The organism is Paenibacillus sp. FSL R7-0216 (assembly GCF_037969915.1).
Taxonomy (GTDB): domain Bacteria; phylum Bacillota; class Bacilli; order Paenibacillales; family Paenibacillaceae; genus Fontibacillus; species Fontibacillus rhizolycopersici.
This window is the reverse complement of record NZ_CP150222.1, coordinates 4,011,945-4,036,035: the sequence shown is the minus strand read 5'-3', so window position 1 is coordinate 4,036,035 and position 24,091 is coordinate 4,011,945. Positions and strand designations below refer to the sequence as shown.

Here is a 24,091-nt window from a genome sequence, read left to right as displayed (position 1 = left end):
CGCAAGACGCTTATTTGAAAGGAGAATAAGGATGTTGTTGGCTGAAAGAAAGCAGTGGAATGCCAATCATCAGCGGTTAACCACACTTTTGCAAAATCCGAAGGGGCACGAGCAAGCGGTGGCATTGTTTCTTAACCAGCATGCCTGGTTGTATGTCTCGAAGATGGCGGACGCGGGTCTGATGGGCACGATGAACACGCTGGAGGACGAATTGTTGGATGGGATAAGGGAGGAGACCCTTCGCCAGTACCCCGTTAAGGCACCTGACACGAAAAACTCGATTCTTTGGCATTTGTGGCATATCGCCCGTATTGAGGACATGACGATGAACGTGTTGATTGGAGGGCGTGAGCAGATTTTTGAGGAGGGAGATTGGCTTCCCAAGCTGAGAATTTCTTGCACCCATACGGGGAACGGCATGACAGAGGAGGAAGCGGCTGAGCTGAGTGCCGGGATCGACATGGATGCCTTGCTGGACTATCGGATCGAGGTAGGCAGGCGCACCCGGGAGATCGTCCGCAGGATGGAGCCCGCGGAGATGAAGCGCAAGGTGCCAACGGCGGGCATCGAAAAGCTCCGTGCCCAAAGCGCGGTGAAGCCGGAAGCCGAATGGCTATTAGAGTATTGGAGCAAGAAAACGTTGGCCGGATTAATTCTGATGCCCGCAACTCGGCATAACTTTCTGCATTTGAACAAGGCGATTCGCATCAAGCAACGGCTCCAAAAGCAAAGTTAAGGGGGGGATTGGGTGGACAAGCAGAAGTTGGTTCGTATTTTTGATAAGCAGGCCAATCAATACGATCGCCGTACGGAAAATCCGGCCCAAAGCCGCTGGCGTCAGCAGCTACTGAGCCATGCTCGGGGGCATGTTCTGGAACTGGCGGTTGGGGCGGGCGCGAACTTCCCCTACTATCCGTTGGGCGTGCAGGTCACGGCTGTCGATTTCAGCCCGGCCATGCTGGAGAAAGCCCAGCGCAGGGCCAAGCATTTGCATGTGAACGCAGAATTCGTGTGTACGGATATGGAAAATGCGGACTTTGCCGATCATTCGTTTGATACGGTGGTTTCCACGCTTTCGTTCTGCAGCTATGAACGACCGCTGGAGCTGATGGGGAAGCTTCGTCGTTGGTGCAAGCCGGAAGGTGAAATTTTGCTGTTGGAACATGGCATTAGTTCCCGCCTGCTGGTCGCCGCGCTGCAGAAGACGCTGGATCCTCTGTTATACCGGGCTTATGGCTGTCATCATACGCGGGATATCCGGCAATTGGCCGAACAGGCCGGGCTAAACGTCATCGCGGCGGAGAGCTATTGGATGGATATGGTCCAATTGATTCGGGCGAAGCCCGGAACTGCCTAGATTGGAGGCTAGACATGATCCTCGATTTCTTCGACCTTACCTATTTGTGTCAGGGAAATGAGCGTCAGCGACAGGCTTACGAGGCGATGGAAGAACTTCAGATCGTGGGCAAGCTGGCTTGCTATCATCCCGTCTTGGCCGGAACCATTCCGCTGGATATCGATTTGCCCGAAAGCGACTTGGACATCATCTGTGAGGTTTACGACGCCAAACGGTTTGAGCAGGAACTGGAGCTTCATTTTGGGGTATGCTCGAACTACGCCTGCTCCAGCAAAACCGTCGGCGGCCTCCTGCGAACGGTTGCGAACTTTACGCATCGCGGTTTCGCGTTTGAGGTGTTTGGTCAGCCGAAGCCGGTAACCGAGCAAAACGCATATCAACATATGATTGTTGAACACCGATTGCTAGAGATGGGAGGGCCGGAGGCATGGGATGCCATCCGTAAGCTAAAGGCAGCGGGGCTAAAGACGGAGCCGGCCTTCGGCAGGTTTTTTCGGCTGGAGGGTGACCCATATGAAGCGCTGCTGGCTATGTATGATTGGGAGGACGCGAGACTACATCATTTTATGGAAGAAAGGAACGGAACGAAATGATCAGCAAAGAGAATGCGGAACACTATATTTGGGGTGGGAATTGCGATGGCTGGCGGCTGGTGGATCGGGAGGACTGCAGCATTATTCATGAGAAAATGCCCCCGGATAGCCAGGAAGTCCGGCATTTCCATCAAACGGCGGAGCAATTTTTCTTTGTCTTGTCCGGCTGCCTGCATATCGAAATTGCTGGGACCGAGCATGAGCTTCATTCCCATGAGGGAATCGAAATTCCGCCGAACACCCCGCATCAGGCCATGAACCGATCGGACGAAGCGGTGGAATTTCTCGTTATTTCACGCCCAAATACGCGGGGCGACCGAGTATTAGCTTAAATGAGAGGGACCGGCAATAAGTCGGTTTCAAGAGAAGGAAGGGAATAAGGAATGTACGCACATCATGCCAAGTCGATCGAGAAACTAAAGGCCAAGCTCGCCACCCGGGAGGATATTCTGGCCTTACTGGTTTCCGGTTCGATTGCCCACGGATTCGCGAAACCGTCCTCGGATGTAGACGTGATGATTGTGGTATCCGAGGAGGATTATGCCCGGCGGGTAAGCACCGGAGAGACGACGTATTGGGAAAATGAATCGACGGACTATGAGTCCGGTTACGTGGACGGAAAATATATCTCTTGCGGATTCATGAAGCAGGTGGCCGAGAAAGGGAGCGAGCCGGCCCGTTTTGCATTTGAAGGGGCGATCCTCGCTTTTTCAAACATCGCGGGAATGGAGGAACTGCTGGCAGATATCGTTCGCTATCCGGTAGAACGTAAGCAGGAGAATATCTCCCGTTTCTTGGCCCAGTTCGAAGCGTGGAAATGGTATTCCGCCGAAGCCTTCAAGCATGACAACCTCTATCTATTGCGACATGCCGTCAATAACTTGGTTTTGTTCGGCGGAAGACTGATCTTAGCGCATAATGAAATGCTGTATCCGTACCATAAGTGGTTTCTTAATGTTCTGGAACAAGCTCCGGATCGGCCCGAAGGCTTCCTGCATTTGATCGAACGAATGCTGGAAGAACCAACGGCCGAGCATATCGAAGCGTTTTACCAGTCGGTCCGCGCGTTTGCCGATTGGGGCGAGGATGGACGAAGCTGGCCCTCGCGATTCATGGAAGACAGCGAATTAAATTGGCTGGGCGGATTTACGCCGATAGGCGATATTTAACCGGCTGGCCAGGACCGCTATGCTTAATTCCCCGCAGCGATTTCCTTCAGCCGTTCCTTGATCGACCCGGTACATACGCCGCCATGGTAGCAACCCTTCGCGGATCACGTCCAATTGTCCGGGAACCCCGGTGTCAACGAGGACGAGATGATCGGTACCCCATAACAGCGCCGCATGGACCGGCATCTGGTTCCCATTCGGCAAGTTCAGGTTTAGCGGCAGCGGCATCAGTCCGGGTGTGTTCGTTTGTTTCATGTAATCTCCTCCTCGTTGTTCAAGCTTAGTTTATCTGCGCAAAATCGTAGCAGAGACTGGGGCGGAGGACAAGTCCTAGCCGGATTTCAAGTAAGGGTCTGCGATAGAGGTAATCGTAGAGAAAGGCGTTTTTTATCCTTTGAAAACGCTAAAAACGACGAAATTATAAGGTTTTTCATCTCAAATTTGCGTTTGGTCCAGCTTTACAAAGAACAAGCGCAAGCGTAATATTCGACTCATGAAATGATTCCAATAAAACAATCAGTATCGCTTAATTTCCGATCAGGAAAACGGGGGAACCAATGATCGCTGCCGATGTGAGAGTCGGCGGAACGGTCCGGGGTGAATCTCCTGCGGCAGGCGCTTGCCGCAGGAGTAGGGCGACTCTCACCGCCCGAATCCGACAGCTAACCTCGTCAGCGAAGGGAGAGAGGATGATGGACTTGTCATGGCGAGCCACAGGGATATCCTCTGTGGTTTTCTTATGCCTATTCATGAAAGGGAAGAAAGTGTTACATTAACAATTAAGAAGAAAATTAACAATCTATTTGCATCACACTGAATCCTTCCGATGCGAAGGAACGGGGGACCCATTCGGGCGGAGCGCAGGTCGCGCTTACCGCCTATGGGGCGAATCCTGGCGATAGTTGCGTATCGCGAGGTAGGGCGTCTCTCGCGCCCGAGCCCGTCAGCTAACCTCGTAAGTGCAGACGAGAGAGGAAACCTTATAGCGCGATTCCTAAAGCATAGAATACATTCATGCTGGAAGCCCGCGAAGATTCCCTCTTCCCAGGCTTCTTTTTTGATGCCTAATTTCTGAATCAGGAGGAATACAAGAAGTGGGCACTTTTGAATACGCGCTGGTGACGCTTACGAATCCATTGGCGGTAGATTTCATCAGAACGATGAAGTACCGCGAAATCCCGTTTGCACTGATGGTCAACAATGATAGAAGCCGCCAGGAGGCGATAGACCGTGGGATAGAGCACGTCATTCTAGTGGATACTACTAAACGCAAAAACAAGGTCGTACCTGATATCCCCATCGGGACGGTGTATATCTTCGAAGAATCTCTGACACTAACCTGCCGATATTTGCAATTCTGCCGTCCATGGACGTCGAAGCCGATTTATGTCATTACGCAAAAGATGCATCCTGGCGCGGTTTATAAAAAGCTTGGCGCTAACTATGTGATTTATACGAAGGGAAAAGACGTATCGTTTATTCTGCACAATGAGTAAAGGAGGATCCGATCGACGATGATGGACATTTTCATGATCGGCTTAATTATCGTTATGGTTTGCATGATGGCAGGTCTGGCAACTTGGGCTTCCAAAGCGATTTCGGAGGGTGGAGATCAGCGATGATGTGGGGACTTGGCATCTTAATCGTGGCGGTTTTTGTTTATTTGGGGTATGCGCTGCTGAACCCGGAGAAGTTTTAACATTTGCCTTTCGGAGGGATAAGACGTGACTATCTACAGTTGGATTGCCATACTCGTTACTTTGGGCCTCGCGGTAATCGTCGCCAGACCGGCCGGTCTATACTTGGCCAAAGCGTTTGACTATGAAAAGAACGGTCTGGACCGGTGGTTCGGACCTGTTGAAGGAGTAATATTCCGTGCCAGCGGCATCCGTCAGGAGAATCAGACCTGGAAGAAGTATGCTTTATCCGCGGTGCTGAGCAATTTGGCGATGATGCTGATCGTCTATCTGATTTTTCGGCTGCAAGGGTTCCTGCCGCTGAATCCGAGCGGGGTTTCAAACATGGAGCCGACGCTCGCCTTCAATACGGTGATTGCCTTCATGACCAATACGGATCTGCAGCATTACAGCGGGGAAAGCGGACTGTCTTACCTTTCGCAGATGATCGGGATCGTATTCATGATGTTCACTTCGACGGCGACCGGCGTCGCCGCGGCGATGGCATTTATTCGCGGCTTGGCCGGCAAACCGATCGGCAGTTTCTTCGTGGATCTGGTTCGTGCGATCACCCGGGTTCTGCTGCCGGTATCGTTCATTTCGGCTTTAATATTCGTAGCGTTGGGCGTACCGCAAACTATGGCATCAACGGCGATCGCCCACACCCTTCAGGGGACAGAGCAACCTATCGCCCGGGGGCCGATTGCCTCGTTCTTGTCGATTAAGCAGTTCGGCAACAACGGCGGCGGATTCGTGGGCGTGAACTCGGCCCATCCGTTTGAAAATCCGGGGGGATTCAGCAATATGCTGCAAATCCTATTGATGATGCTGATCGGGACTTCCCTTCCTTTCGCTTATGGGAAAATGGTCGGGAATGCCAAACAAGGCCGGGTGTTGTTCGTATCGATGCTGATGATGTTCATCGTCATGCTTGGCGTATTGCTTTCGGCCGAAAGCGCCGGCAATCCGGCATTCAACGCCCTTGGCATCGCGCATGGCCAAGGCAGCATGGAGGGCAAGGAGGTTCGTTTTGGCCTAGCCCAGTCGGCCTTGTTCGCGACGGTCACAACCGCGACGGAGACGGGAGCGGTCAATACGATGCACGATACGCTGACGCCGATCGGCGGGCTGGTTCCGCTGGCGAACATGATGCTGAATACGGTCTTCGGCGGAGCGGGCGTCGGAATCATGAACGTGTTGATGTATGCGATGATTGCGGTGTTCTTGTCCGGTCTGATGGTTGGGCGCACGCCGGAATTTCTCGGCAAGAAGCTCGAAGGCAAAGAGATGAAGCTGATCGCCGTTAATTTGCTGGTTACCCCGTTCCTGATACTGGCACCCACCGCTCTGGCTTTGTTGGCTTACCCGGATACGATATCCAATTCCGGTTTCCACGGCTTAACGCAAGCGATGTATGAATTTACTTCGTCCGCGAACAACAACGGCTCGGGTTTCGAAGGGCTTGGCGATAATACGCCGTTCTGGAACATCGCCACGGGCGTCGTGATGTTCTTGGGCCGCTATTTCTCGATCGTCGTCTTGCTGGCGGTGGCGGGCTCCTTGGCCGCCAAGAAATCGGTACCCGTCACGAGCGGCACGTTCCGTACGGATACGGCTCTGTTCGGCGGCGTCTTTCTCATCATTGTGATCCTCGTCGGCGCGTTGACTTACTTCCCGGCTCTCGTATTGGGGCCGATCGCCGAGCATCTGACTTTACTGCCATAGGTTGAAAGAAAGAAGGAGTGGAACGGACATGCGTAACAAGAAAACGATGTTATCTCGCACGATCGTCAGTCATGCGGTCAAGGAATCGTTTATGAAGCTGGATCCAAGGCTGATGGTCCGTAACCCGATCATGTTCGTGGTCGAACTCGGATTTCTCATCACGTTGATATTGATATTTGTGCCCGATGCCTTCGGTGGCGGGGTGTCGCGCGGGTTCAATTTGACGGTATCGCTGATTTTGCTCGTGACCGTGCTGTTCGCGAATTTCGCGGAGGCTCTCGCGGAGGGGCGCGGCAAGGCACAAGCGGATTCGCTTAAACAAACGAAGAAAGAAATCACGGCCAATAAACTCGTGGGCCAGCAAGTGAAGCAAGTTCCTTCGACCGAGCTGCGCAAAGGAGACCTCGTCATCGTTTCCCAAAGCGAAATGATTCCGGGGGACGGCGAAGTGGTGGAGGGACTGGCTTCTGTCGACGAGTCGGCCATCACCGGCGAATCGGCGCCGGTGATCAAGGAGGCCGGCGGAGACTTCAGTTCCGTAACCGGCGGCACGAAGGTGATCAGCGACCAAATCAAGGTGAGGATCTCCAGTGACCCCGGCGAGTCCTTCCTCGACCGGATGATCTCGTTGGTCGAAGGGGCGAAACGCCAAAAGACGCCGAACGAAATCGCATTGAATACCGTTTTGATTAGCTTGACCTTGATCTTCTTGATCGTGGTGGTCACGCTGCCGTTCTTTGGGAATTACCTGGGTATCCGGATCGAAGTCCCCATATTGATCGCCTTGCTGGTTTGCTTGATACCAACGACCATCGGCGGCTTGCTGTCGGCCATCGGGATTGCGGGAATGGATCGCGTAACGCAATTCAACGTCCTGGCGATGTCCGGGAAAGCCGTCGAAGCGGCCGGGGACATCAATACGATTATATTGGATAAAACCGGGACGATCACGTACGGGAACCGGATGGCCAGCGAATTTGTGCCGGTTGGCGGGGCAGGCCTGGCGGATGTCTCCGCCTGGGCGGCGATCAGTTCCGTCAAGGATGATACGCCGGAGGGGCGTTCGGTGTTGGAGTTGATGAGAAAACAAGGCTTGGGTTATGACGCTGGCCTTGCGGACGGCGGGGAATTCATTGATTTCAAAGCGGAAACCCGGATGAGCGGCATCGATTTGCGGGACGGCCGGAAGGTACGGAAAGGGGCGGTGGATGCCGTCAAGAAATGGGTCATCGCCCAAGGCGGGCAAATCCCCGACGATCTAGATCTAAACAGCGATGCGATTGCGACGGCGGGGGGCACTCCATTAGCGGTAGCGGTCGATCACTTCGTCTACGGTCTGATTTATTTGAAGGATACCGTGAAACCCGGGATGCGGGAGCGGTTCGAACAGATGCGGGAGATGGGGATTAAAACGATCATGTGCACGGGCGATAACCCGCTTACGGCAGCGACGATCGCGCGGGAGGCCGGCGTGGACGGCTATATCGCGGAGAGCAAGCCGGAGGATAAGATCGCTGTCATCCGTAAGGAGCAAGCCGAAGGAAAGCTTGTGGCGATGACGGGCGACGGGACGAACGATGCCCCGGCGCTGGCCCAAGCGGATGTCGGAATCGCCATGAACAGCGGCACCGTAGCCGCGAAGGAAGCAGCCAATATGGTCGATCTGGACTCCGACCCGTCGAAGATCATCGAGGTCGTGTCGATCGGCAAACAGCTGCTGATGACCCGCGGCGCCTTAACCACGTTCAGCATCGCCAATGACGTTGCCAAGTATTTTGCGATTATCCCGGCCATGTTTATGCTGGCGATTCCCGAGATGGGGGTTCTCAATGTCATGCGGCTAGGTTCTCCCGATTCGGCGATCATCTCGGCGTTGATTTTTAACGCAATCATTATTCCGCTGTTGATCCCGCTCGCCATGAAAGGGATTGCTTACAAGCCGATGAGTTCCTCCAAGCTGCTGGCGCGCAATCTGTTCATTTACGGAGTAGGCGGCGTGATTGCTCCGTTTGCGGGGATCAAAATCATCGATATGCTTGTCCACTTATGGATTTGATATTTCTTGAAGGGATGGTAAGCCATGCGAACGATTTGGATGATGCTGCGCGCCAGCGTCGTGTTGATGGCGGTAATTTTGCTGTATCAGTTGGCGGTGCTGGGGATTGCCCAGGCGGCAATGCCGGATAAGGCAAATGGAAGCCTGATTTATAATGAAAGCCAAGAAGTCGTCGGCTCGCGGCTGATTGGCCAAAGCTTTACGGATCCTTCGTTTTTTCACGGTCGGGTGTCCAGCATCGAATATGACGCGGGGGCCTCGGGAACGCCAAACTATGCGCCGTCCAACCCGGATCTGCTTCAACGGATGACGGACGCGGTGGAAGCATGGAAGCAAGAAAATCCGAAGGTCCCGTTGAACGAGCTGCCGATCGACTTGATCACGAACTCCGGTTCGGGCCTTGATCCGGAGATCAGTCCGGAAGCGGCCCGAGCGCAAATCCCGCGAGTCAGCCAAGCCACGGGAATCGCAGCGGAAGAACTGGAACGGATGGTCCGAGACCATACCCGGGGACGGGATCTCGGGTTTTTAGGCGAACCGGGAGTGAACGTTTTGCAGCTCAATATCGAAGTTCAGCAAAGAATTGCGCAATAACCAATCCCCTGCTTGAAAAGCGATTTTCAAGCAGGGATCTTACGTTTTGCGGTGGGGGGCATTGCATTTTGCAAAGCTTTAAACGAAAATCGCCCGAAGAAATCCTAAAGTCGATTTACGAGCTGCATCGGGGGCGCTTGAAGGTGTATGTTGGAGCCGTCAACGGATCGGGAAAAACGTACCACATGCTGAGAGAAGGGCAAATGCTGAAGGCGGAGGGCATCGACGTGGTCATATGCGCCGTATCGACGCTTCAAAGGCCGGAGACCGTGGAGCAATTGGCTGGGTTGGAGCGGGTTCCCAGCATCCACTGGAAGCAGGATGGTATGGAGAAAAAGGATTTGAATCTCGACGCCTTGGTTCGACGCAACCCGGAGGTGGTGCTGGTAGACGGCTTGGCGCATGCGAACCGCGAAGGGGCGTCGTTTCCGACGCGTTTAGAGGATATTCATTATTTGCTCGGCCACGGCATCAGCATCATTACGACGGTGAACATTTATGAGCTTCGCGGGATGACGGAGCTGGTGCAGAAGCTCATCGGCATTGACGTCAAAGATACCGTCCCGGAGGGGACCCTGGAGTTAGCCGACGAGGTGCGGCTGATCGACGTATCTCCGGAGACGCTGCTCCAGCGGTTCGCCGCGGGCCATTTGCGTAACATCCCGGACAAGGCGGTGTTCAATCGCGGGAATCTCGGCGTGTTGCGCGAGCTGGCCCTACGCTGGATGGCCGAAGGCGTCAACGATACGCTGGAGAAACACCGCGAGGAGCAGGGCTTGATCGGGGCGGCGGGCGTGGCGGAACGGATTTTGGTGTCGGCCCAATATCACTGGAATGGATCGATCTATGTGCGAAGGGGACAACAAATTGCGAGACGGTTAAACGGCGATATGCTCGTGGTCACGTTCGTGAACCCGCGTCGCAAGCTGTCGCCGGAAGCTGCGACCTTCAAACGCTCGCTGACGCAGTTGTCGGAGAAGGTGGGAGCCAAATTTGCCGAACTCCCCCTTCCCACCAGGAGGATGCTGCCGCAGGCACTGGTCCGTTACGCTTTGGAGCATCGGGTCACCCGGATCGTGTTGGGCCACTCCAAGCAAACCCGGATGCAGGAATTATGGCAAGGCTCGATCGTTGGGGATATCCTGAAGCAAACGAAAAACGTGGACATCTTCGTAGTGGCGGACCGGGCTGAAACGGAGGGAGAACGCATCCTTCCGGCGAAAACCCGCGAGGAACACGGAGCCGCCGAGCCGTACCGCCGGTTGAGCGAAGCGGAAGTGGAGCAGCAAATCGGCCGGATTCGCCGCGGCAGGTTCAAGGTATACATCGGGGCTGCTCCCGGCGTCGGCAAGACGTATACGATGCTTCGGGAGGGCAACGATTTGCGCAAAAAAGGGATCGACGTACGCATCGGACTGCTCGAAACCCATGGACGTGACGAAACCACGGCCCAGGTCGGGGCGTTGCCGTCGTTCTCCCGCGCTGTACTTGATTATCGCGGGACCCAACTGGAAGAGATGGATACGGCGTCAATCCTTGCCCGGAATCCGGAAGTCGTGCTGGTTGACGAGCTAGCTCATACGAACATGCCCGGAAGCAAGCATAAGAAGCGGTACGAAGACGTTTTGGAAATTTTGGAGGCAGGCATTTCGGTGATTTCGACCATGAATATTCAGCATCTCGAAAGTCTGAACGACGCGGTCGAACAGATCACCGGCGTTCGGGTCCGGGAGACCGTACCGGATTTCATCCTTCGCCAAGCCGATGAAGTCGAACTGATCGACGTTGCCCCCAAAGCCTTGCAGCAACGGATGCGTGAAGGCAAAATCTACGCGATGGACAAAGTGGACCAGGCACTCGGGAATTTTTTCAAAACCGGCAATTTGATCGCCCTGCGCGAACTTGCGCTTCGGGAACTCGCCGACGACGTCGACGAACGGCTGGAATCCTGGCAGCGCCGCAGCCCGCTGCGGGGAGGCGCAAACCGGGAAGAAATGATCTTCGTAGGGGTTACGTTGAGTTCCGGAGCTGAGCGTTTAATTCGGCGCGGCTTCCGGATTGCCTACCGGCTGAAGGCAAGTTGGCATGTTTTTTACCGGCATAACGGGAGTGGATTCACGCCGCAGGAGCAGGAACGGCTTCAGGCGATCGAGAGGCTTACCCGCCGGCTGGGCGGAACCTTCGAGATGCAGAAGGGACCCCGTACACGAAAGCTTGGGGAAGCGCTTGTCCGCAAGGCCGACGAACTCGGAAGTACGCAAATGATCCTTGGCCAATCGGGAAGAAACCGTTGGCAGCGGTTGTGGAGGGGCGACGTGGTCTCCCTATTGCTCCGCCAGGCGAGGCATATGGACATTCTGGTTGTTGCCGATTTTGATCCTTCGGCCCAAATTAAAAAGGAGGGGATCTTCTTCTCTACGGAATAGGATATCGACAAGGCGATCTTGATCAGGTATAAATGAATCAACAAGAAAGTGGCAGTTTATTCCTGAACAGGAGGCGAACCTAGAGATGGACCCTAGATACCCTATAGGCAAATTTGCATTCGAAGGCGAGATTAACGCAGCGCAGCGGGAGCAGTGGATTCGCGAAATCGAGTCGCTGCCGGCGCGATTAAGGCAAGCCGTAGCGGGTTTGAGCGAAGATCAACTGAACCTACCCTACCGCGAGGGAGGCTGGACCTTGCGCCAGGTCGTGCATCATCTGGCCGACAGCCACATCAATGCCTATACCCGTTTTAAACTGGCCTTAACCGAAGAGACGCCGACGATCCGGCCTTACTTCGAAGACCGCTGGGCGACGCTGGCAGACTACGAGGGAGAAATTGAGGTTTCGCTGCTTCTGCTCGAAGCGCTGCACCGCCGCTGGACTAACCTGTTGAAATCGCTGGGCGACGCCGATTATGAGCGCAAGTTACATCACCCCGAATCGGGCGAGACGACCCGCTTGGCCTATACCCTCGGCAATTACGCCTGGCACGGAAATCATCATCTCGCGCATATTACCGCCTTAAGAACGAAGCTGGACCTTTAGTTCCAAGCGTATTTCCGTAATAACAGCCCGAAAGTCCCGAGTGGGACGTCGGGCTGTTTTTTTTGTTACGTCTGTAGCCCTTCAATTGGAAAAGAACTTTACTTTCAGCTATAAATCGGCATTTTGAGGTATAGATAGAAAGCGCTGTCTATTCTAACATGAGGTTCGTAATCGAACTTACCCGACGAAAGGATGGATGATTCGTGAAGGCTGAGACAGCGAAGAAGTGGAAGTTGCAGACGGTGTTGCGATACCTGCTGATCGCGATACTGGCATGTTCGATGACCGGAGGTGCGGACGCCCCAATGCGGGCTGCCGCCGAGGCGGCGAGCCCACAAGAAGCGGGGGCGGTTTATTCGTTTGAGGCGGAGGCGCCGACAAATTCTTATTCCGGCAAAGCCGGGCCGGTCTCGTGCGACCCCTGCTCCGGCGGAGTTAAGGTAGGCAATCTCTACCAGGGCTCGGCGATGCAGTTTAATGACGTCCGCGTAGCGGAAGCTGGCGTTTATAAACTAAGCTTGTCCTATATATCCGGAGACACCCGCTCGTTTATGATCAGTGTCAATGGCGGAGAACGGGAGCGATTCACGCCGCCGGCCACGAAGGATTGGAATACGGTTGGCGTTTTCGATTTCGAAGTTCGTTTGCAGGCGGGCGCCAATACGTTATCTTTTGACGATGATGGAGGGTATGCTCCGGATTTGGACAAGATCGACTTGGCCTTCGTATCGCCTTCAGATCCGGGAACGGGCCCGGGGGATAACGAAGACCTGAATCTTGGCGCTCCGGTGAAAACGGAGAAATATGGCTCGATCTCGGTCACTCGGCACACCAAAGGGATGAGCGTTTCGAGCGGCAGTCTAAAGCTGCTATACAATACGGAAACCGGCCTGTCGGCGTATAGCTGGAAAGCACGGGGAGAAGAAGCGAAGATCCAGGGGGCGTATAGCTCCTTGCAGTTGGATCGTTATTTAACCAGTAAAGATTATGCTAAACACGAGTTTAAGATGGAAGAGGTAGAACGGTTCCAGGATCGGGGCGGCAAAGGAGTCAAAGTGACGGTGAGCAATAAGCAAGACGGCCTGCCGCTAATTAAGCAAATCTATTATATTTATGAACAAAAAGATTACCTGCTCACTCAAGTCATTGCAGAGCAGTCCACGCCGATGGAGACGAACTATATCGCACCGCTCATCGTGGATCGACGCGGCGGGGTCGATATCGGCCAGTACGGTGATAACCGGGTGCTGGTAACCCCATTCGATAACGATGCGTGGTCGCGGTATCTGTCCAAGACGATCAATACGGATTTGAACAACCAAAATTACGAAAGCTCGGAACTGACGGCGATCTTCGATAATGACAGCCGCCGCGGTTTTGTGGTGGGTTCGGTCAGCCACGATACGTGGAAAACGGGCATTTATTGGAGCGGCTCGAACGATCGGCTGAATAAGCTGAACGTTTATGGCGGCTTCTCCTCCCTGGCCTCAACACACGATTCGTTGCCTCATGCCAAGGTCAACGGGACGACGATAGCTTCCCCAAAAGTGTTTGTCGGTTACTTTGCCGACTATCGGGACGGGATGGAGACGTACGGGAAGGCGAATGCTGCGGAAACGCCGCCGCTCGCTTTCGGTCCGGAGGTTCCGCAAGGGGTTCCAGTCGGTTGGAACAGTTGGGGAGCCGTCGGCAGCAACTTAACCTACGACAAGGCCATCGAGACCTCTGATTACTTTAAGGAGAATTTACAAGGGAAGTCGTATAATAACGACGGCCAGCTTTATATCAATCTCGATTCTTATTGGGACAACATGAACGAGGAGCAGCTAGGCCAACTGGTCAAACATATTCAGGCTAACGGTCAAAAAGCCGGCATCTATTATGGCCCCTTCGTCTACTGGGGCGATAATTTGAACCAACCGGTGGAGGGGACGGACGGAAAGTACACCTATGGCGACATCGTGCTGCGCGATGCGCAAGGGAATCCGCTGCCGAAGCTGGACGGCGCCTACGCCGTCGATCCGACCCATCCGGGCACGAAGCAACGGATCGACTATTACGTGAATCGCTTTAAGGAGCATGGGTTCGAGTATATTAAGCTGGATTTCCTGAGCCACGGCTCATTGGAAGGCCAGCACTACAACTCCCAGGCGTCTACAGGCATCCAGGCTTACCATGAAGGCATGGCCTATATCGTGAATGCCTTGGACGGTTCGATGTTTATCAGCGCTTCGATCGCTCCACTCTTCCCGAGTCAATACGCGCATAGCCGGCGGATCTCCTGCGACGTAGATGGTTCGCTGGGCAGCACCGAATACCAGTTGAATAACTTGACCTATGGCTGGTGGCAGAACGGCACGATCTACCCCTACACGGATCCGGACTACATGACGCTGGTGAAAGGCGGCTCACTGCTCGGTGCGCAAACCCGCGTGAACGCGGCGGCGATTTCCGGTACCGTGTTCCTGAACTCGGATGATGTTGCTGATCCGCTTGCTCGTGATTACATGGAGAAGCTGCTGGTCAATCCGGCCGTTAACGCGGTAGCCAAGATGGGGCAAGCGTTCCGTCCGATCGAAGGCAATACCGGAACCGCAGCGGCTGACGCCTATATTCTGAAGGATGGCGGCGTGTACTACCTCGCGTTGTTTAACTTCACGAACGAGCCGGCGGAGCGCACGATTAATTTCGAACGGGCCGCGATGGACAACAAAGGCCGCTCCGGCTTCCGCGTGACGGATCTGTGGACCGGCGAGGAGACGCGGGCGAAGACCGAACTGCATGCCCGGCTGCAAGGGGCCGAGTCCAAACTGTATAAGCTCGTTCCCGTTGCGGGGGGCGGGAAAGATCAATAAAAAAAGGGAGCCGTGATTCATTCACGGCTCCCTTTATCTTTTTACAACACCCAGGCGCCTACGACTCCAGCAACAATACCAAGGATGACCACCGAGGCGAACACGAAGCCCAGCACCTTACGCGGGAACGAGCGCGAGACCATCAGCAAGGACGGCAGGCTAATGGCTGGCAGCGTAAGCAGCAGGGCTGCCGCCGGGCCTGCACCGAGTCCAAGCGCGGTGAACGATTGAATGATCGGAATTTCCGCCGCCGTAGGGATGACGAACAACGTGCCAACGAGGGCGAACAACAGGATGGCCAGAATGCCGCCTCCGAGTTCCACCGGGAATAGGACGCCTTGGAAAGCGCCAAGCAACAAGACGGACAATAGATACGCCGGAACGACATTCAGGATCATCATCCCAAGGCTTTTCAGCCAACGCAAGGCAAACGGTCCCTCTTCCTTCAGCTCGGCTGCGGCCTCCGCTTGCTCCATTTCCGCCGGAGCGGGGACTTGCTGGCCTTTAGCTAGCCGGTTGGCGAAATAACTGACACCAAACGTGAGCACGATACCGAAGACGAGACGAAGCAAGGTGAACTTCCAGGACAACACGAAGGTCATGAAGATCAGCGTGGCCGGGTTGAGCACCGGATTGCCGATCCAGAAGGCCAGACTCGCACCTACGGACACGTTGCGTTTGCGCAGGCCGGCAGCAATCGGCGCCGCGCAGCAGGTGCACATCATCCCCGGCAAGGAGACGAGGCCGCCGAGGAAGGTACTCTTAAACCGGCTGCTGCCGAGTACTTTATAAAGCCACTGAGCCGGCAGCAATACTTGAACGAGCGAGCCGAGCAAAATGCCCAGTACCGCTGCCTTCCATACCGATTTGAAGTAGGCTGCCGCGTAATCGAGCGCTCCACTCCACGAAATCGGGCCGGAAGCGTCCGCTCCGAGAATGGAAGAGCCAATCGTATGCTCGGTGACGGCCTTGAACGCTTTTCCGTAGTAAGGCCACCACTTGACATAACTTAAGCCGGCGATGGCTATGATGAGGAACAGAATGATGAATAACGCAGTTCTGCCTTTATGAAATCCATGCGGCTGTTGCTGCGGGTAGTTGCCACTTGATGACGAAACCATATGTTTTGTTTCCCTCCACGAACGTTTAGATTTGAGCTAGAGCACGAAATATAGTATATCACACGATGGCAAGCGGACTATATTCGGATACGTGCCGTTGCTACGACCGAACAGGTTGCCTTTTGTACCGCAACTGGAGTACGCTTAAATATAGCATGAACTAGGGGATCCTATTAAAGATATAGGGAAGGATTGTGATCAAGCATGTCTACAGCTGAACCGATAAAATTAACGTCTTTATCCAGCAAAGGAGGCTGCGGCTGCAAAATCGGCCCGGCTGACCTGATGCAGGTCATTCGGAGCCTCCCGCCTACGGTGCCGAATCCGGATTTGTTGGTGGGCCTCGATACAAGCGATGATGCCGGGGTTTACCGGTTAAACGATGAACTGGCGCTAGTGCAGACAGTCGATTTCTTTACGCCGATCGTTGACGATCCGTATTCGTTCGGGCAAATCGCCGCAGCGAACGCGCTCAGCGATATTTACGCCATGGGCGGTAAGCCGCTCACGGTGCTGAACATCGTGGCATTTCCTATTTCTACATTGGATAAAAGCATCCTGGCTGACATCCTGTGCGGCGCGGGGGACAAGGTTCAGGAAGCTGGGGCAACGCTGGTAGGCGGCCATTCCATCGACGATAAGGAGCCGAAATTCGGCTTAGCCGTTACGGGGCTTGTGCACCCGGATAAGGTTAGAACGAATGCCGGCGCCAAGCCGGGGGACAAGCTGATCCTGACGAAACCGATCGGAGTCGGCATTATGACCACCTCGATCAAGAAGGATCAGTTGACGGCAGAAGAGACGCAGCGGGTCACCACGGTCATGGCTACGCTGAACAAGACGGCTGCTGAAGTGATGGAGCCGTATGACGTGCATGCTTGTACGGATGTGACCGGTTTTGGCTTAATGGGCCATGCCCTGGAAATGGCGAAGGGCAGCGGCACGGGGATCACCATCTCGCAAGGAAGCGTACCCGTGCTTCCGCGCGTGCGCGAATTGGCGGAGCAAGGGTTTGTCCCTGGGGGGACCAAAAACAATTATGCCCACGTGGAGGCGGACATCACGTTCCCGGATTCGTTGGACCAGACCGACCGCTATATTTTGTGCGATGCGGTTACGTCCGGTGGATTGCTGATCTCGGTGAACCCGGACCAAAGCGAACAACTGTTGGCTGAACTGCGGAAAGCCGGCGTCGAGGCAAGCTTGATCGGTAAGGTCACCGAAGAACACCCGGGTCGTATCGTGGTGGAAGCGTAGGAAGGGGTTTGCGGCATTGGATATGTTTCAGGATTTAGAGCTGGAGGAATGGGCGAATCAGAAAGAGGGCGGTAAGGCGATTACGATGATCGACGTGAGGTCCCCTTCCGAGTTTGCTGAATCAACGATTCCGGGCAGCTTGAATATTCCGCTCTTTGACGATCAGGAACGGGCGGAAATCGGAACTTTATATAAGCAAGTGAGCGTGGATGCCGCCAAACAACGCGGGCTTGAAGTCGTTTCGGCCAAGCTGCCGGACTTTGTTCGGAAGTTTGCGGAAATTTCCGGGCGAAAAGCGGTGTTTTGCTGGCGCGGAGGCATGCGTAGCCGTACGACAGCTACGCTGCTCAGCCTCATGGACATTCACACCTACCGACTGGCCGGTGGATACCGGGCTTATCGCCAGTGGGTTGTCAGCACGCTGGAGGGGATGGAATTCGCCCCCGATTTGACGGTGATCCACGGGAATACAGGAAGCGGTAAGACGCTGCTGCTGCGAAAACTTCAGGAACAAGGGTATCCCGTTATGGATCTGGAAGGGATGGCCGGGCATCGGGGATCGGTATTTGGCCAAATCGGATTGCAAGCCCGTAACCAAAAGATGTTCGACTCCCTGCTGTTGGAGGACCTGTCGCGATATCGCGAAGCTCCTTATGTGCTAATGGAAGCGGAAAGCAAACGGATCGGCAAGGTGGTCGTACCCGATTTTCTCATGGCGAAGAAAGAACAGGGCCGTCACATTCGTATCGATCTGCCGACGGACGTCCGCGTGCAGATCATTTTGGAGGATTACGAGCCCTGGAACAATCCAGAGGCCTGCCTGCAAGCGTTCCGCAAGATCAAATCGAAGATTCACACGCCAATTGCTGCGGAAATCGAACAAAGCTTGCTCGCAGGCCGTTACGACCGGGCGGTTGAACTGCTGCTGATTTACTATTATGATCCAAGATACGCTCACACGGAGAATCAATACGAAGACGCTGATTTTACAGTGATTCGTGCGGGCTCGGTTGATGAGGCGGTCACGGAGGCGGAACGGTTATTGCCTCAGCCGGTTTGAATCTTGTAAGTTTCTAAACAGCTCGCAGGTGGTTCTGCGGGCTGTATTTTTGCCGACAATGTTTTTGGGATGGAAAATACAGACAATCGGCTTTACAATAGAGAGGAAGAATATATTGGGAAAAGTGGGAAGGTGAAACGGTTGAAGCATCAGGTTAATAAAGTCGGCAAGGCAGCTGGCAGGAAGTCGTCGGCCAAACTAGCATTCGTTGGATTGGTTGCGCTTTCAGTGGCTTTGCCGCAAGGTGCGGCGTTCGCGGAGGAAGTAGCGGCATCCTCAACTTCAACAACTACGGTCGTCGTAGATTCGGGAAATGCTGGTACCGGCTCGTCCAAATCGGGGAACAGAGCAGCAGATCCGTCCAAAGCGAAAATCACAAAAGAACTGGCCATTGCCAAGGTTCGGGAGTGGTTTCCGGCTTTGGAAGCCGCCACAGTATCGCAGGTGGATTATGGCGTGAATAATGTCTACCCGGCTCCAAGTAATCAAGATGTATGGACCATCCAATGGCAAGTAGAAGTAGGGAATGGAAGCTATGGCTTTAGCAGCCAAGTCGACGCGATCACGGGGGACTTGATTCATACATACATCAGCTTTCCGCGGGAAGGCAACAAGTCGTATTATCCTCCGAAAATTACGAGAGAGCAGGCCTTGGAGAAGGCGAGGGCTTTTATCGCCAAAGTTGTTCCATCATTATCTGTGGACGAGGTGAAGGAAAGCGATTCGATGTTTTACTCGGATGCACAGACTTTATTTGGTCCCGTGAATTATAACTTCAATTTCAGTATTCTGAAGAACGGTCTGCCCTCCGGTTTTGAATCGATCAATATCACGATTACCGGCGATGGAGAAGTGACGCAATTCAGCCGGCCAGGGGAGAAGCTGGATTATCCCTCCTCCATACCGACGGTATCGAAAGCCGATGCGGAGAAGAAGCTCCGGGAAGAGTTCCAGGTTGAGCTTGGCTATGTCCCGTTGTACAAGAACGGCGCCATATCGGATTGGGTCCTAGCCTGGGGGCCAGCCTCAGACGCTACCCAGCCCATCAACGCGCTGACCGGATATAAGATTAACAGCGAGGGCGAAGAGATCACCGCCACAAAGGTAACCTACAGCGACGTGCCGATGGGGACCAAGCTGTTCCAGCCAAGGACGTCCACGACGGAATTGACATCCGACGAGGCCGCCAAGTTGGTGGAACAAATCGTCTTTATTCCGGAAGGACGGAAGCTCAGTTATCCGAACCTAGGCAAGGATTATCAGAATCCGGAGCGGAAGACGTGGCGCTTAAGATGGGAAGAGGAGCGCCAAAACATGGCGGGACCTTTCTATTTCCCCGCGCAAACTTCCGCAACGGTCGATGCCTTGACCGGACAAATCCTGGAATTCCAGATTGAATCTTATAATTACGGGGAGCCGCGCGAGCCGTTGGCACCCCCTTCGGGAGCAGCTAAATTGAACTACGACCAAGCGAAGCAGCGTGCCCTGGAGTGGGTGAATCAGCTGTATCCGCAAGCGAGTCGGGATTTAAAGCTGATGGAACGTGGGGAGACTTGGAGCCGTCTCTCGAACGGGGAGCAATACCGCTTCGAGCTGAATCGTTACGTGAACGACATTCCGGTGCTCAGCGGAGGAGTATCGATTACGGTCGACGCCTACGGCCGATTGTTCTTCTATTCGATTAACCGCGGCGAAGTTCCGGCGAAGATGCCTGACGGCAAGGCCGTGACCGTGACTGCCGAGCAAGCGCTCAAATCGTATTTGGACAATTATGAATTGGAATTGCAATATTCCCAAATCGGCGGGTATACCATCGATAATACTTACGTAGAGCCGAAGGTTTACCTGGTGTATTCCCCGCAGTCCAAGGAGGCATCAAAGGCTTATCAGGTGTTGAATGCCGTGACCGGGAAATGGGTGACCACCTTTGAGGACCTCCGTACGGAACAAATGGGGGGCAACGTAGAACCTAAGGATCTGAAAGGACATTGGGCGGAAGCGGATTTAAAGACTTTGATCCAATATCGGATTCTTGAACCGGATGACCAAGGAAACCTGAAACCGGACGAATCGATTACAGTGGGCGAATGGTTTACCTATGCCGTCAAGGCGGCAAATCCTTATTATACCGGTTACGTGCAGGCTTCCTCTACCGCAGCAAAGGCCGGTATACCGGTAGACCATCCGTATTATCAGGTGATGAGTTACGCCGCTGAGCTAGGATGGATTGATACTATTGACCCTTCGCAATTGGATAAGGTGCTGACGCGGGAACAACTGGCCGTCTTGCTGACTTCGATCGTCAAATACGATCGGCTGGCCAACTTCTATGAGAAAGACGTATTGAACCCTCAGTTTAGCGATGCGGAGAAAATCACCCGGCCTGGCGAAGTCGCCATCGCGGTACGACTTGGTTTGCTGCAGGGGCAAAACGGCAAATTCAACCCGCAGCGCCCTGTCACCAAAGCCGAAGCCGCCTCTATCCTCATGAGATTGGTGAAGCTACAAGGCAAAACCGACCAGGCGATCGGCTTGGAATAACGCCGGTATGTGAATGGAGAAGGCAGAGAGAGGCCATGAGGCCTCTCTTTTTTGTAAGCTTGGCTGGAAGAGGAACTGGAGCGGCTAATTGGATATCTTCCACTTCATGACTCTATCCTGCGTCAACGTTTCACTTTAATTGGAAATCCTACAACTAATTTGCGCCAATTGACCTTGGAGCGCTAACTTTTCCTATATTAACTGCCTTTTTTCCAACTAGTGATGCCCTCATACCACCTTTCGCGAAAAATAGATGTTAGATTTCCATTTATTTACTAGGCCGTCCGCCTGTTGACTCTCCCCTTTGAGGAGGCCTTACGCTCAATAGGCGGACGTCGTGAGGCCGATGCGGAACAACGACGAGACCGTCAAGAAAAAGGAGGAGATGTTCGATGTTGTACACCGTCAAAGAGGTATCGGATCTTTCGGGAGTGACGATCAAGACGCTGCATCATTACCACAAGATTGGCTTATTGAAGCCGCAGGATATCAGTGAAGCCGGCTATCGGTTATATGGCGAACGGGAACTGAAGCGGCTTCAGGAGATCCTGTTCTACCGGGAACTGGAGCTGCCACTGGCGCAGATCCAGTCGCTGCTGGAAGAGGAGCGGAAACGCGGCGACATTTTGGCGGAGCAACGGGAACTGTTGCGCAGCCGAAAGCGGAGGCTGGACTCCATTCTGCAGACGCTGGAGAAGTCGATAGAGAGTACAGCTTCAGGAGAAGAGCTAACAGGCGAGGAATTGTTTGTTGGTTTTGCCGATGAAGCGGAGTGGCGTGAGGCCTTGCGAGAGCAGGAGGAGTATTTGAGCCATACCTACGGAGTGGAGGTCCCGGGGCCTCAACCCATCGATGTGCCGGAACTGAACGAGCAAGCCAAGGAGGCAATGGAATTTACAAGCAAAGTAGCGGAGGCCTTACGTTCCGGAATATCCCACCAGGATGAGGGAATCCGGCATTTCATCGACGACCATCTAGCTTTTATGAAGAAGCACGACCATCCCGCAACTCCTGCGGATTTCGCAGCCCAAGCTCGATTTTTCCTCAGTGACGAATTCCACCGCGCGATGCTGGAAGGACAACAAACCGGGTTGGCGTATTATTTGTTGGCTGCGGCCGAAGCCTATGCCGCCAATTCGCCGGAAGTCGGAAAGGATCGATAGCGCTAATTTCATGTGTGAACCCCAAAAGCTCCCGCGACAGCATGTCCGGGGGCTTATTTTACATTTCGCGGGCTGAATTGGTCCAGATACTTATGGTAAAATCAGGTTACCGCCGAGAAATGAAGAAGTTTCGAGGCAGCCTTTACAGGAGAGGAGTCAGATCGATGCTAAAGATGTTTCAATATAACTGGCAGGTCCGGGACGAATGGTTTGTCTGGTGCGAGAACGTCTCAGAAGAAGAACTGTTGCGCAAGCGAGTGGGTGGTGTTGGGAATATCCTGCAGACGCTGTTTCACATCGCCGACGTGGAGTGGAGCTGGATCCGCTCTATCCAAGGGAAACCGGATTTCCAGGAGGATTTTAAATCTTTTATGTCCTTAGAATTGGTAAAAAAGCTTTCGGACTCCTTTCATACGGAAGTTGAGGCATTTCTTCAAACTTGGACCAACGAAATGGACGGATTGCTTATCACCGATCCATGGGGGAGAGAGTTTACGCAAGGCGAAATCCTTCGCCATGTCATCGCCCACGAAATCCATCATATCGGGCAGTTGTCCGTTTGGTCTCGGGAATTGGGAATGACGCCAGTCTCGCCTAATTTTATCAACCGGGGAATTCGATAGCTTTTCTCAAAATAGGGCAATCTAATCCATATATCCCAATTTACGCACCGAGGAGGAAGCGGCTTGAGACAGAACATTCAGGTGCCTTATGGTTACGAGCCCCCGGCCCCGAGCCGGAAAGGCACACTGATCTTTTACGATTCCTTTGAGCATATTTCGGACGAAGGGCTCACGCGGGCTGCCGAAGAGGCGGAGAACCGTAAGTTTAAAAAGTTGGTTCTCTACCCGCTGCATGAAGAAACGGTGAGACGGATGGCCAAAGAACCGGTGGGCCCCTTCTATCGAAGGGAAGATCGGCTTCATGAATGGAGACGGGACCAGGAGGGAACCCGGCTGCCCATCGCTGTAGAGGGTTGGGAAGGGAAGCGAAAAAAGTACACGCCCATCGACGCCGCCCTTCGTCATTTGACCGAGGTCTATCCAGCGCCACATTTTCTATATCTCACGCCGGAGATGGCGAACCAGTTTGCCTCCTTCTCCTCTTTTGAGGAATGGATCGTCAAGATCCGGCTTCTGCTTGCAGCTGAGCCGGGTCATCCGCACCCACGGCTGGCAAAATTCAGCCATCGTTGGGATCTTGCCGGCGGGCATTTGGATTCGCTTGATAGGGAGTAGTTCTTATTCATCTTGCAGGAGGGAAGAGGATGAAATCGATTTGCGTATTTGCCGGCTCGCGGTTTGGCGAAGATGAGCAATTCCGCTTGAAGGCGGAACAACTGGGGATTGTTATGGCACAAAGGGGATACCGCTTAATCTTTGGGGGATCCAGGCACGGTCTGATGGGTACGGTAGCGGATGCGGTCTTGTCAACTGGCGGGGAAGCGGTTGGTGTCATGCCCTCCGGTTTGATCCACGGTGAAATGGCCCATCCGGGGCTGACGCAGTTTATCGAAGTTGAAGGGATGCATGCCCGCAAGGCGAAAATGAGCGAAATGGCCGACGGATTTATCGCCTTACCTGGCGGTTTTGGTACGCTGGAGGAGCTGTTTGAGGTGCTATGCTGGCTGCAAATCGGGATTCACCAGAAGCCGGTCGGCGTCCTTAATGTACAGGGTTATTACGAACCGCTGATGGAGCTGGTGAATTCTTGCGTCCGGGCGGGGTTTGTACACCCCGGGCATGAATCCTTGCTCAATCTAGCCGAGGATCCGGGGGAGTTATTGTCCCAAATGGAGAGCTTCGTGCCGTCCATTGCGGAGAAGAAATGGAAGCAGGGCTGAAATCTGCGAACGAAGGAAGTACACTCATAAAACGAACGGAGGCGGACG

The 24,091-nt window shown here is 54.0% G+C and carries 22 protein-coding genes and 2 riboswitches; of the genes, 20 read left to right on the top strand and 2 right to left on the bottom strand.

Going from position 1 to position 24,091, the window contains the following annotated elements; genetic code table 11:
• The first annotated feature begins 31 nt into the window (after positions 1 to 31).
• The 5 genes from MKZ15_RS18455 to MKZ15_RS18435 are packed head-to-tail and all read left to right on the top strand — an operon-like array spanning position 32 to position 3,119.
• Positions 32 to 736, top strand: coding sequence for a DinB family protein (locus MKZ15_RS18455; RefSeq protein WP_339817296.1), 705 nt, complete (start codon positions 32 to 34; stop codon positions 734 to 736).
• Between the two features lie 12 nt (positions 737 to 748).
• A complete protein-coding gene (locus MKZ15_RS18450) occupies positions 749 to 1,357 on the top strand; it encodes a class I SAM-dependent methyltransferase (RefSeq protein WP_193417442.1) in 609 nt (202 codons plus the stop codon).
• Positions 1,358 to 1,371: 14 nt separating this feature from the next.
• Complete coding sequence (locus MKZ15_RS18445; RefSeq protein ID WP_339817294.1) at positions 1,372 to 1,950, top strand: DUF4269 domain-containing protein; 579 nt, start codon at positions 1,372 to 1,374, stop codon at positions 1,948 to 1,950.
• Positions 1,947 to 2,282, top strand: a complete 336-nt coding sequence (locus MKZ15_RS18440; RefSeq protein WP_155606249.1) for a cupin domain-containing protein — start codon at positions 1,947 to 1,949, stop codon at positions 2,280 to 2,282. The genes MKZ15_RS18445 and MKZ15_RS18440 overlap by 4 nt, the downstream gene beginning before the upstream one ends.
• Positions 2,283 to 2,333: 51 nt before the next feature.
• Positions 2,334 to 3,119, top strand: coding sequence for a nucleotidyltransferase domain-containing protein (locus MKZ15_RS18435; protein WP_339817292.1), 786 nt, complete (start codon positions 2,334 to 2,336; stop codon positions 3,117 to 3,119).
• Here MKZ15_RS18435 and MKZ15_RS18430 read toward each other — a convergent pair.
• Positions 3,078 to 3,374: a hypothetical protein gene (locus tag MKZ15_RS18430; protein WP_339817291.1), complete on the bottom strand. Its 297-nt coding sequence runs from the start codon at positions 3,372 to 3,374 to the stop codon at positions 3,078 to 3,080. The genes MKZ15_RS18435 and MKZ15_RS18430 overlap by 42 nt on opposite strands.
• Before the next feature lie 258 nt (positions 3,375 to 3,632).
• Positions 3,633 to 3,812: riboswitch (cyclic di-AMP (ydaO/yuaA leader) on the top strand.
• 108 nt (positions 3,813 to 3,920) lie between these two features.
• A riboswitch (cyclic di-AMP (ydaO/yuaA leader) is annotated at positions 3,921 to 4,096 on the top strand.
• 117 nt (positions 4,097 to 4,213) lie between these two features.
• On the opposite strand from MKZ15_RS18430, the gene MKZ15_RS18425 reads away from it, so the two are divergent.
• The 8 genes from MKZ15_RS18425 to MKZ15_RS18390 all read left to right on the top strand — a co-directional run bounded on the left by MKZ15_RS18425 (position 4,214) and on the right by MKZ15_RS18390 (position 15,058).
• Positions 4,214 to 4,615, top strand: coding sequence for a hypothetical protein (locus tag MKZ15_RS18425; protein ID WP_193417446.1), 402 nt, complete (start codon positions 4,214 to 4,216; stop codon positions 4,613 to 4,615).
• An 18-nt stretch (positions 4,616 to 4,633) separates the two neighbouring features.
• The gene (locus MKZ15_RS18420; RefSeq protein ID WP_193417493.1) at positions 4,634 to 4,741 is read left to right on the top strand and encodes a hypothetical protein; all 108 of its coding nucleotides are present in this window, start codon (positions 4,634 to 4,636) and stop codon (positions 4,739 to 4,741) included.
• A gap of 108 nt (positions 4,742 to 4,849) precedes the next feature.
• Positions 4,850 to 6,520, top strand: a complete 1,671-nt coding sequence (gene kdpA / locus MKZ15_RS18415; RefSeq protein WP_339822505.1) for a potassium-transporting ATPase subunit KdpA — start codon at positions 4,850 to 4,852, stop codon at positions 6,518 to 6,520.
• Positions 6,521 to 6,548: 28 nt separating this feature from the next.
• Complete coding sequence (kdpB, locus tag MKZ15_RS18410) at positions 6,549 to 8,576, top strand: potassium-transporting ATPase subunit KdpB (protein WP_339817290.1); 2,028 nt, start codon at positions 6,549 to 6,551, stop codon at positions 8,574 to 8,576.
• Positions 8,577 to 8,600: 24 nt separating this feature from the next.
• The gene (gene kdpC / locus MKZ15_RS18405; protein ID WP_339817288.1) at positions 8,601 to 9,170 is read left to right on the top strand and encodes a potassium-transporting ATPase subunit KdpC; all 570 of its coding nucleotides are present in this window, start codon (positions 8,601 to 8,603) and stop codon (positions 9,168 to 9,170) included.
• A gap of 68 nt (positions 9,171 to 9,238) precedes the next feature.
• A complete protein-coding gene (locus MKZ15_RS18400) occupies positions 9,239 to 11,596 on the top strand; it encodes a histidine kinase (protein WP_339817287.1) in 2,358 nt (785 codons plus the stop codon).
• 85 nt (positions 11,597 to 11,681) lie between these two features.
• On the top strand, positions 11,682 to 12,203 hold the full coding sequence (locus MKZ15_RS18395) for a YfiT family bacillithiol transferase (RefSeq protein WP_339817286.1): 522 nt from the start codon (positions 11,682 to 11,684) through the stop codon (positions 12,201 to 12,203).
• A 203-nt stretch (positions 12,204 to 12,406) separates the two neighbouring features.
• The gene (locus tag MKZ15_RS18390; protein WP_339817284.1) at positions 12,407 to 15,058 is read left to right on the top strand and encodes a carbohydrate-binding protein; all 2,652 of its coding nucleotides are present in this window, start codon (positions 12,407 to 12,409) and stop codon (positions 15,056 to 15,058) included.
• A 41-nt stretch (positions 15,059 to 15,099) separates the two neighbouring features.
• Here MKZ15_RS18390 and MKZ15_RS18385 read toward each other — a convergent pair whose 3' ends face one another.
• Entirely contained in the window at positions 15,100 to 16,179 is a 1,080-nt protein-coding gene (locus tag MKZ15_RS18385) for a permease (RefSeq protein WP_339817282.1), read from the bottom strand.
• A gap of 204 nt (positions 16,180 to 16,383) precedes the next feature.
• Here MKZ15_RS18385 and selD point away from each other — a divergent pair, with 204 nt between their 5' ends.
• The 7 genes from selD (at position 16,384) to MKZ15_RS18350 (ending at position 24,043) form a co-directional block, all read left to right on the top strand.
• Positions 16,384 to 17,436: a selenide, water dikinase SelD gene (selD, locus tag MKZ15_RS18380; RefSeq protein WP_339817280.1), complete on the top strand. Its 1,053-nt coding sequence runs from the start codon at positions 16,384 to 16,386 to the stop codon at positions 17,434 to 17,436.
• A 22-nt stretch (positions 17,437 to 17,458) separates the two neighbouring features.
• Positions 17,459 to 18,496 (top strand): tRNA 2-selenouridine(34) synthase MnmH, encoded by a 1,038-nt coding sequence (gene mnmH, locus MKZ15_RS18375; RefSeq protein ID WP_339822502.1) that lies wholly within the window; start codon positions 17,459 to 17,461, stop codon positions 18,494 to 18,496.
• Between the two features lie 132 nt (positions 18,497 to 18,628).
• Complete coding sequence (locus MKZ15_RS18370) at positions 18,629 to 21,037, top strand: S-layer homology domain-containing protein (RefSeq protein ID WP_339817279.1); 2,409 nt, start codon at positions 18,629 to 18,631, stop codon at positions 21,035 to 21,037.
• Between the two features lie 392 nt (positions 21,038 to 21,429).
• Positions 21,430 to 22,200: a MerR family transcriptional regulator gene (locus MKZ15_RS18365; protein ID WP_193417454.1), complete on the top strand. Its 771-nt coding sequence runs from the start codon at positions 21,430 to 21,432 to the stop codon at positions 22,198 to 22,200.
• A 164-nt stretch (positions 22,201 to 22,364) separates the two neighbouring features.
• Complete coding sequence (locus MKZ15_RS18360) at positions 22,365 to 22,823, top strand: DinB family protein (protein ID WP_155606256.1); 459 nt, start codon at positions 22,365 to 22,367, stop codon at positions 22,821 to 22,823.
• Between the two features lie 63 nt (positions 22,824 to 22,886).
• Positions 22,887 to 23,438 carry a hypothetical protein gene (locus MKZ15_RS18355; protein ID WP_193417455.1) on the top strand — a complete coding sequence of 184 codons (552 nt, stop codon included), beginning with the start codon at positions 22,887 to 22,889 and terminating at the stop codon, positions 23,436 to 23,438.
• A 29-nt stretch (positions 23,439 to 23,467) separates the two neighbouring features.
• Positions 23,468 to 24,043: a TIGR00730 family Rossman fold protein gene (locus tag MKZ15_RS18350; RefSeq protein ID WP_339817278.1), complete on the top strand. Its 576-nt coding sequence runs from the start codon at positions 23,468 to 23,470 to the stop codon at positions 24,041 to 24,043.
• Positions 24,044 to 24,091: the final 48 nt, after the last annotated feature.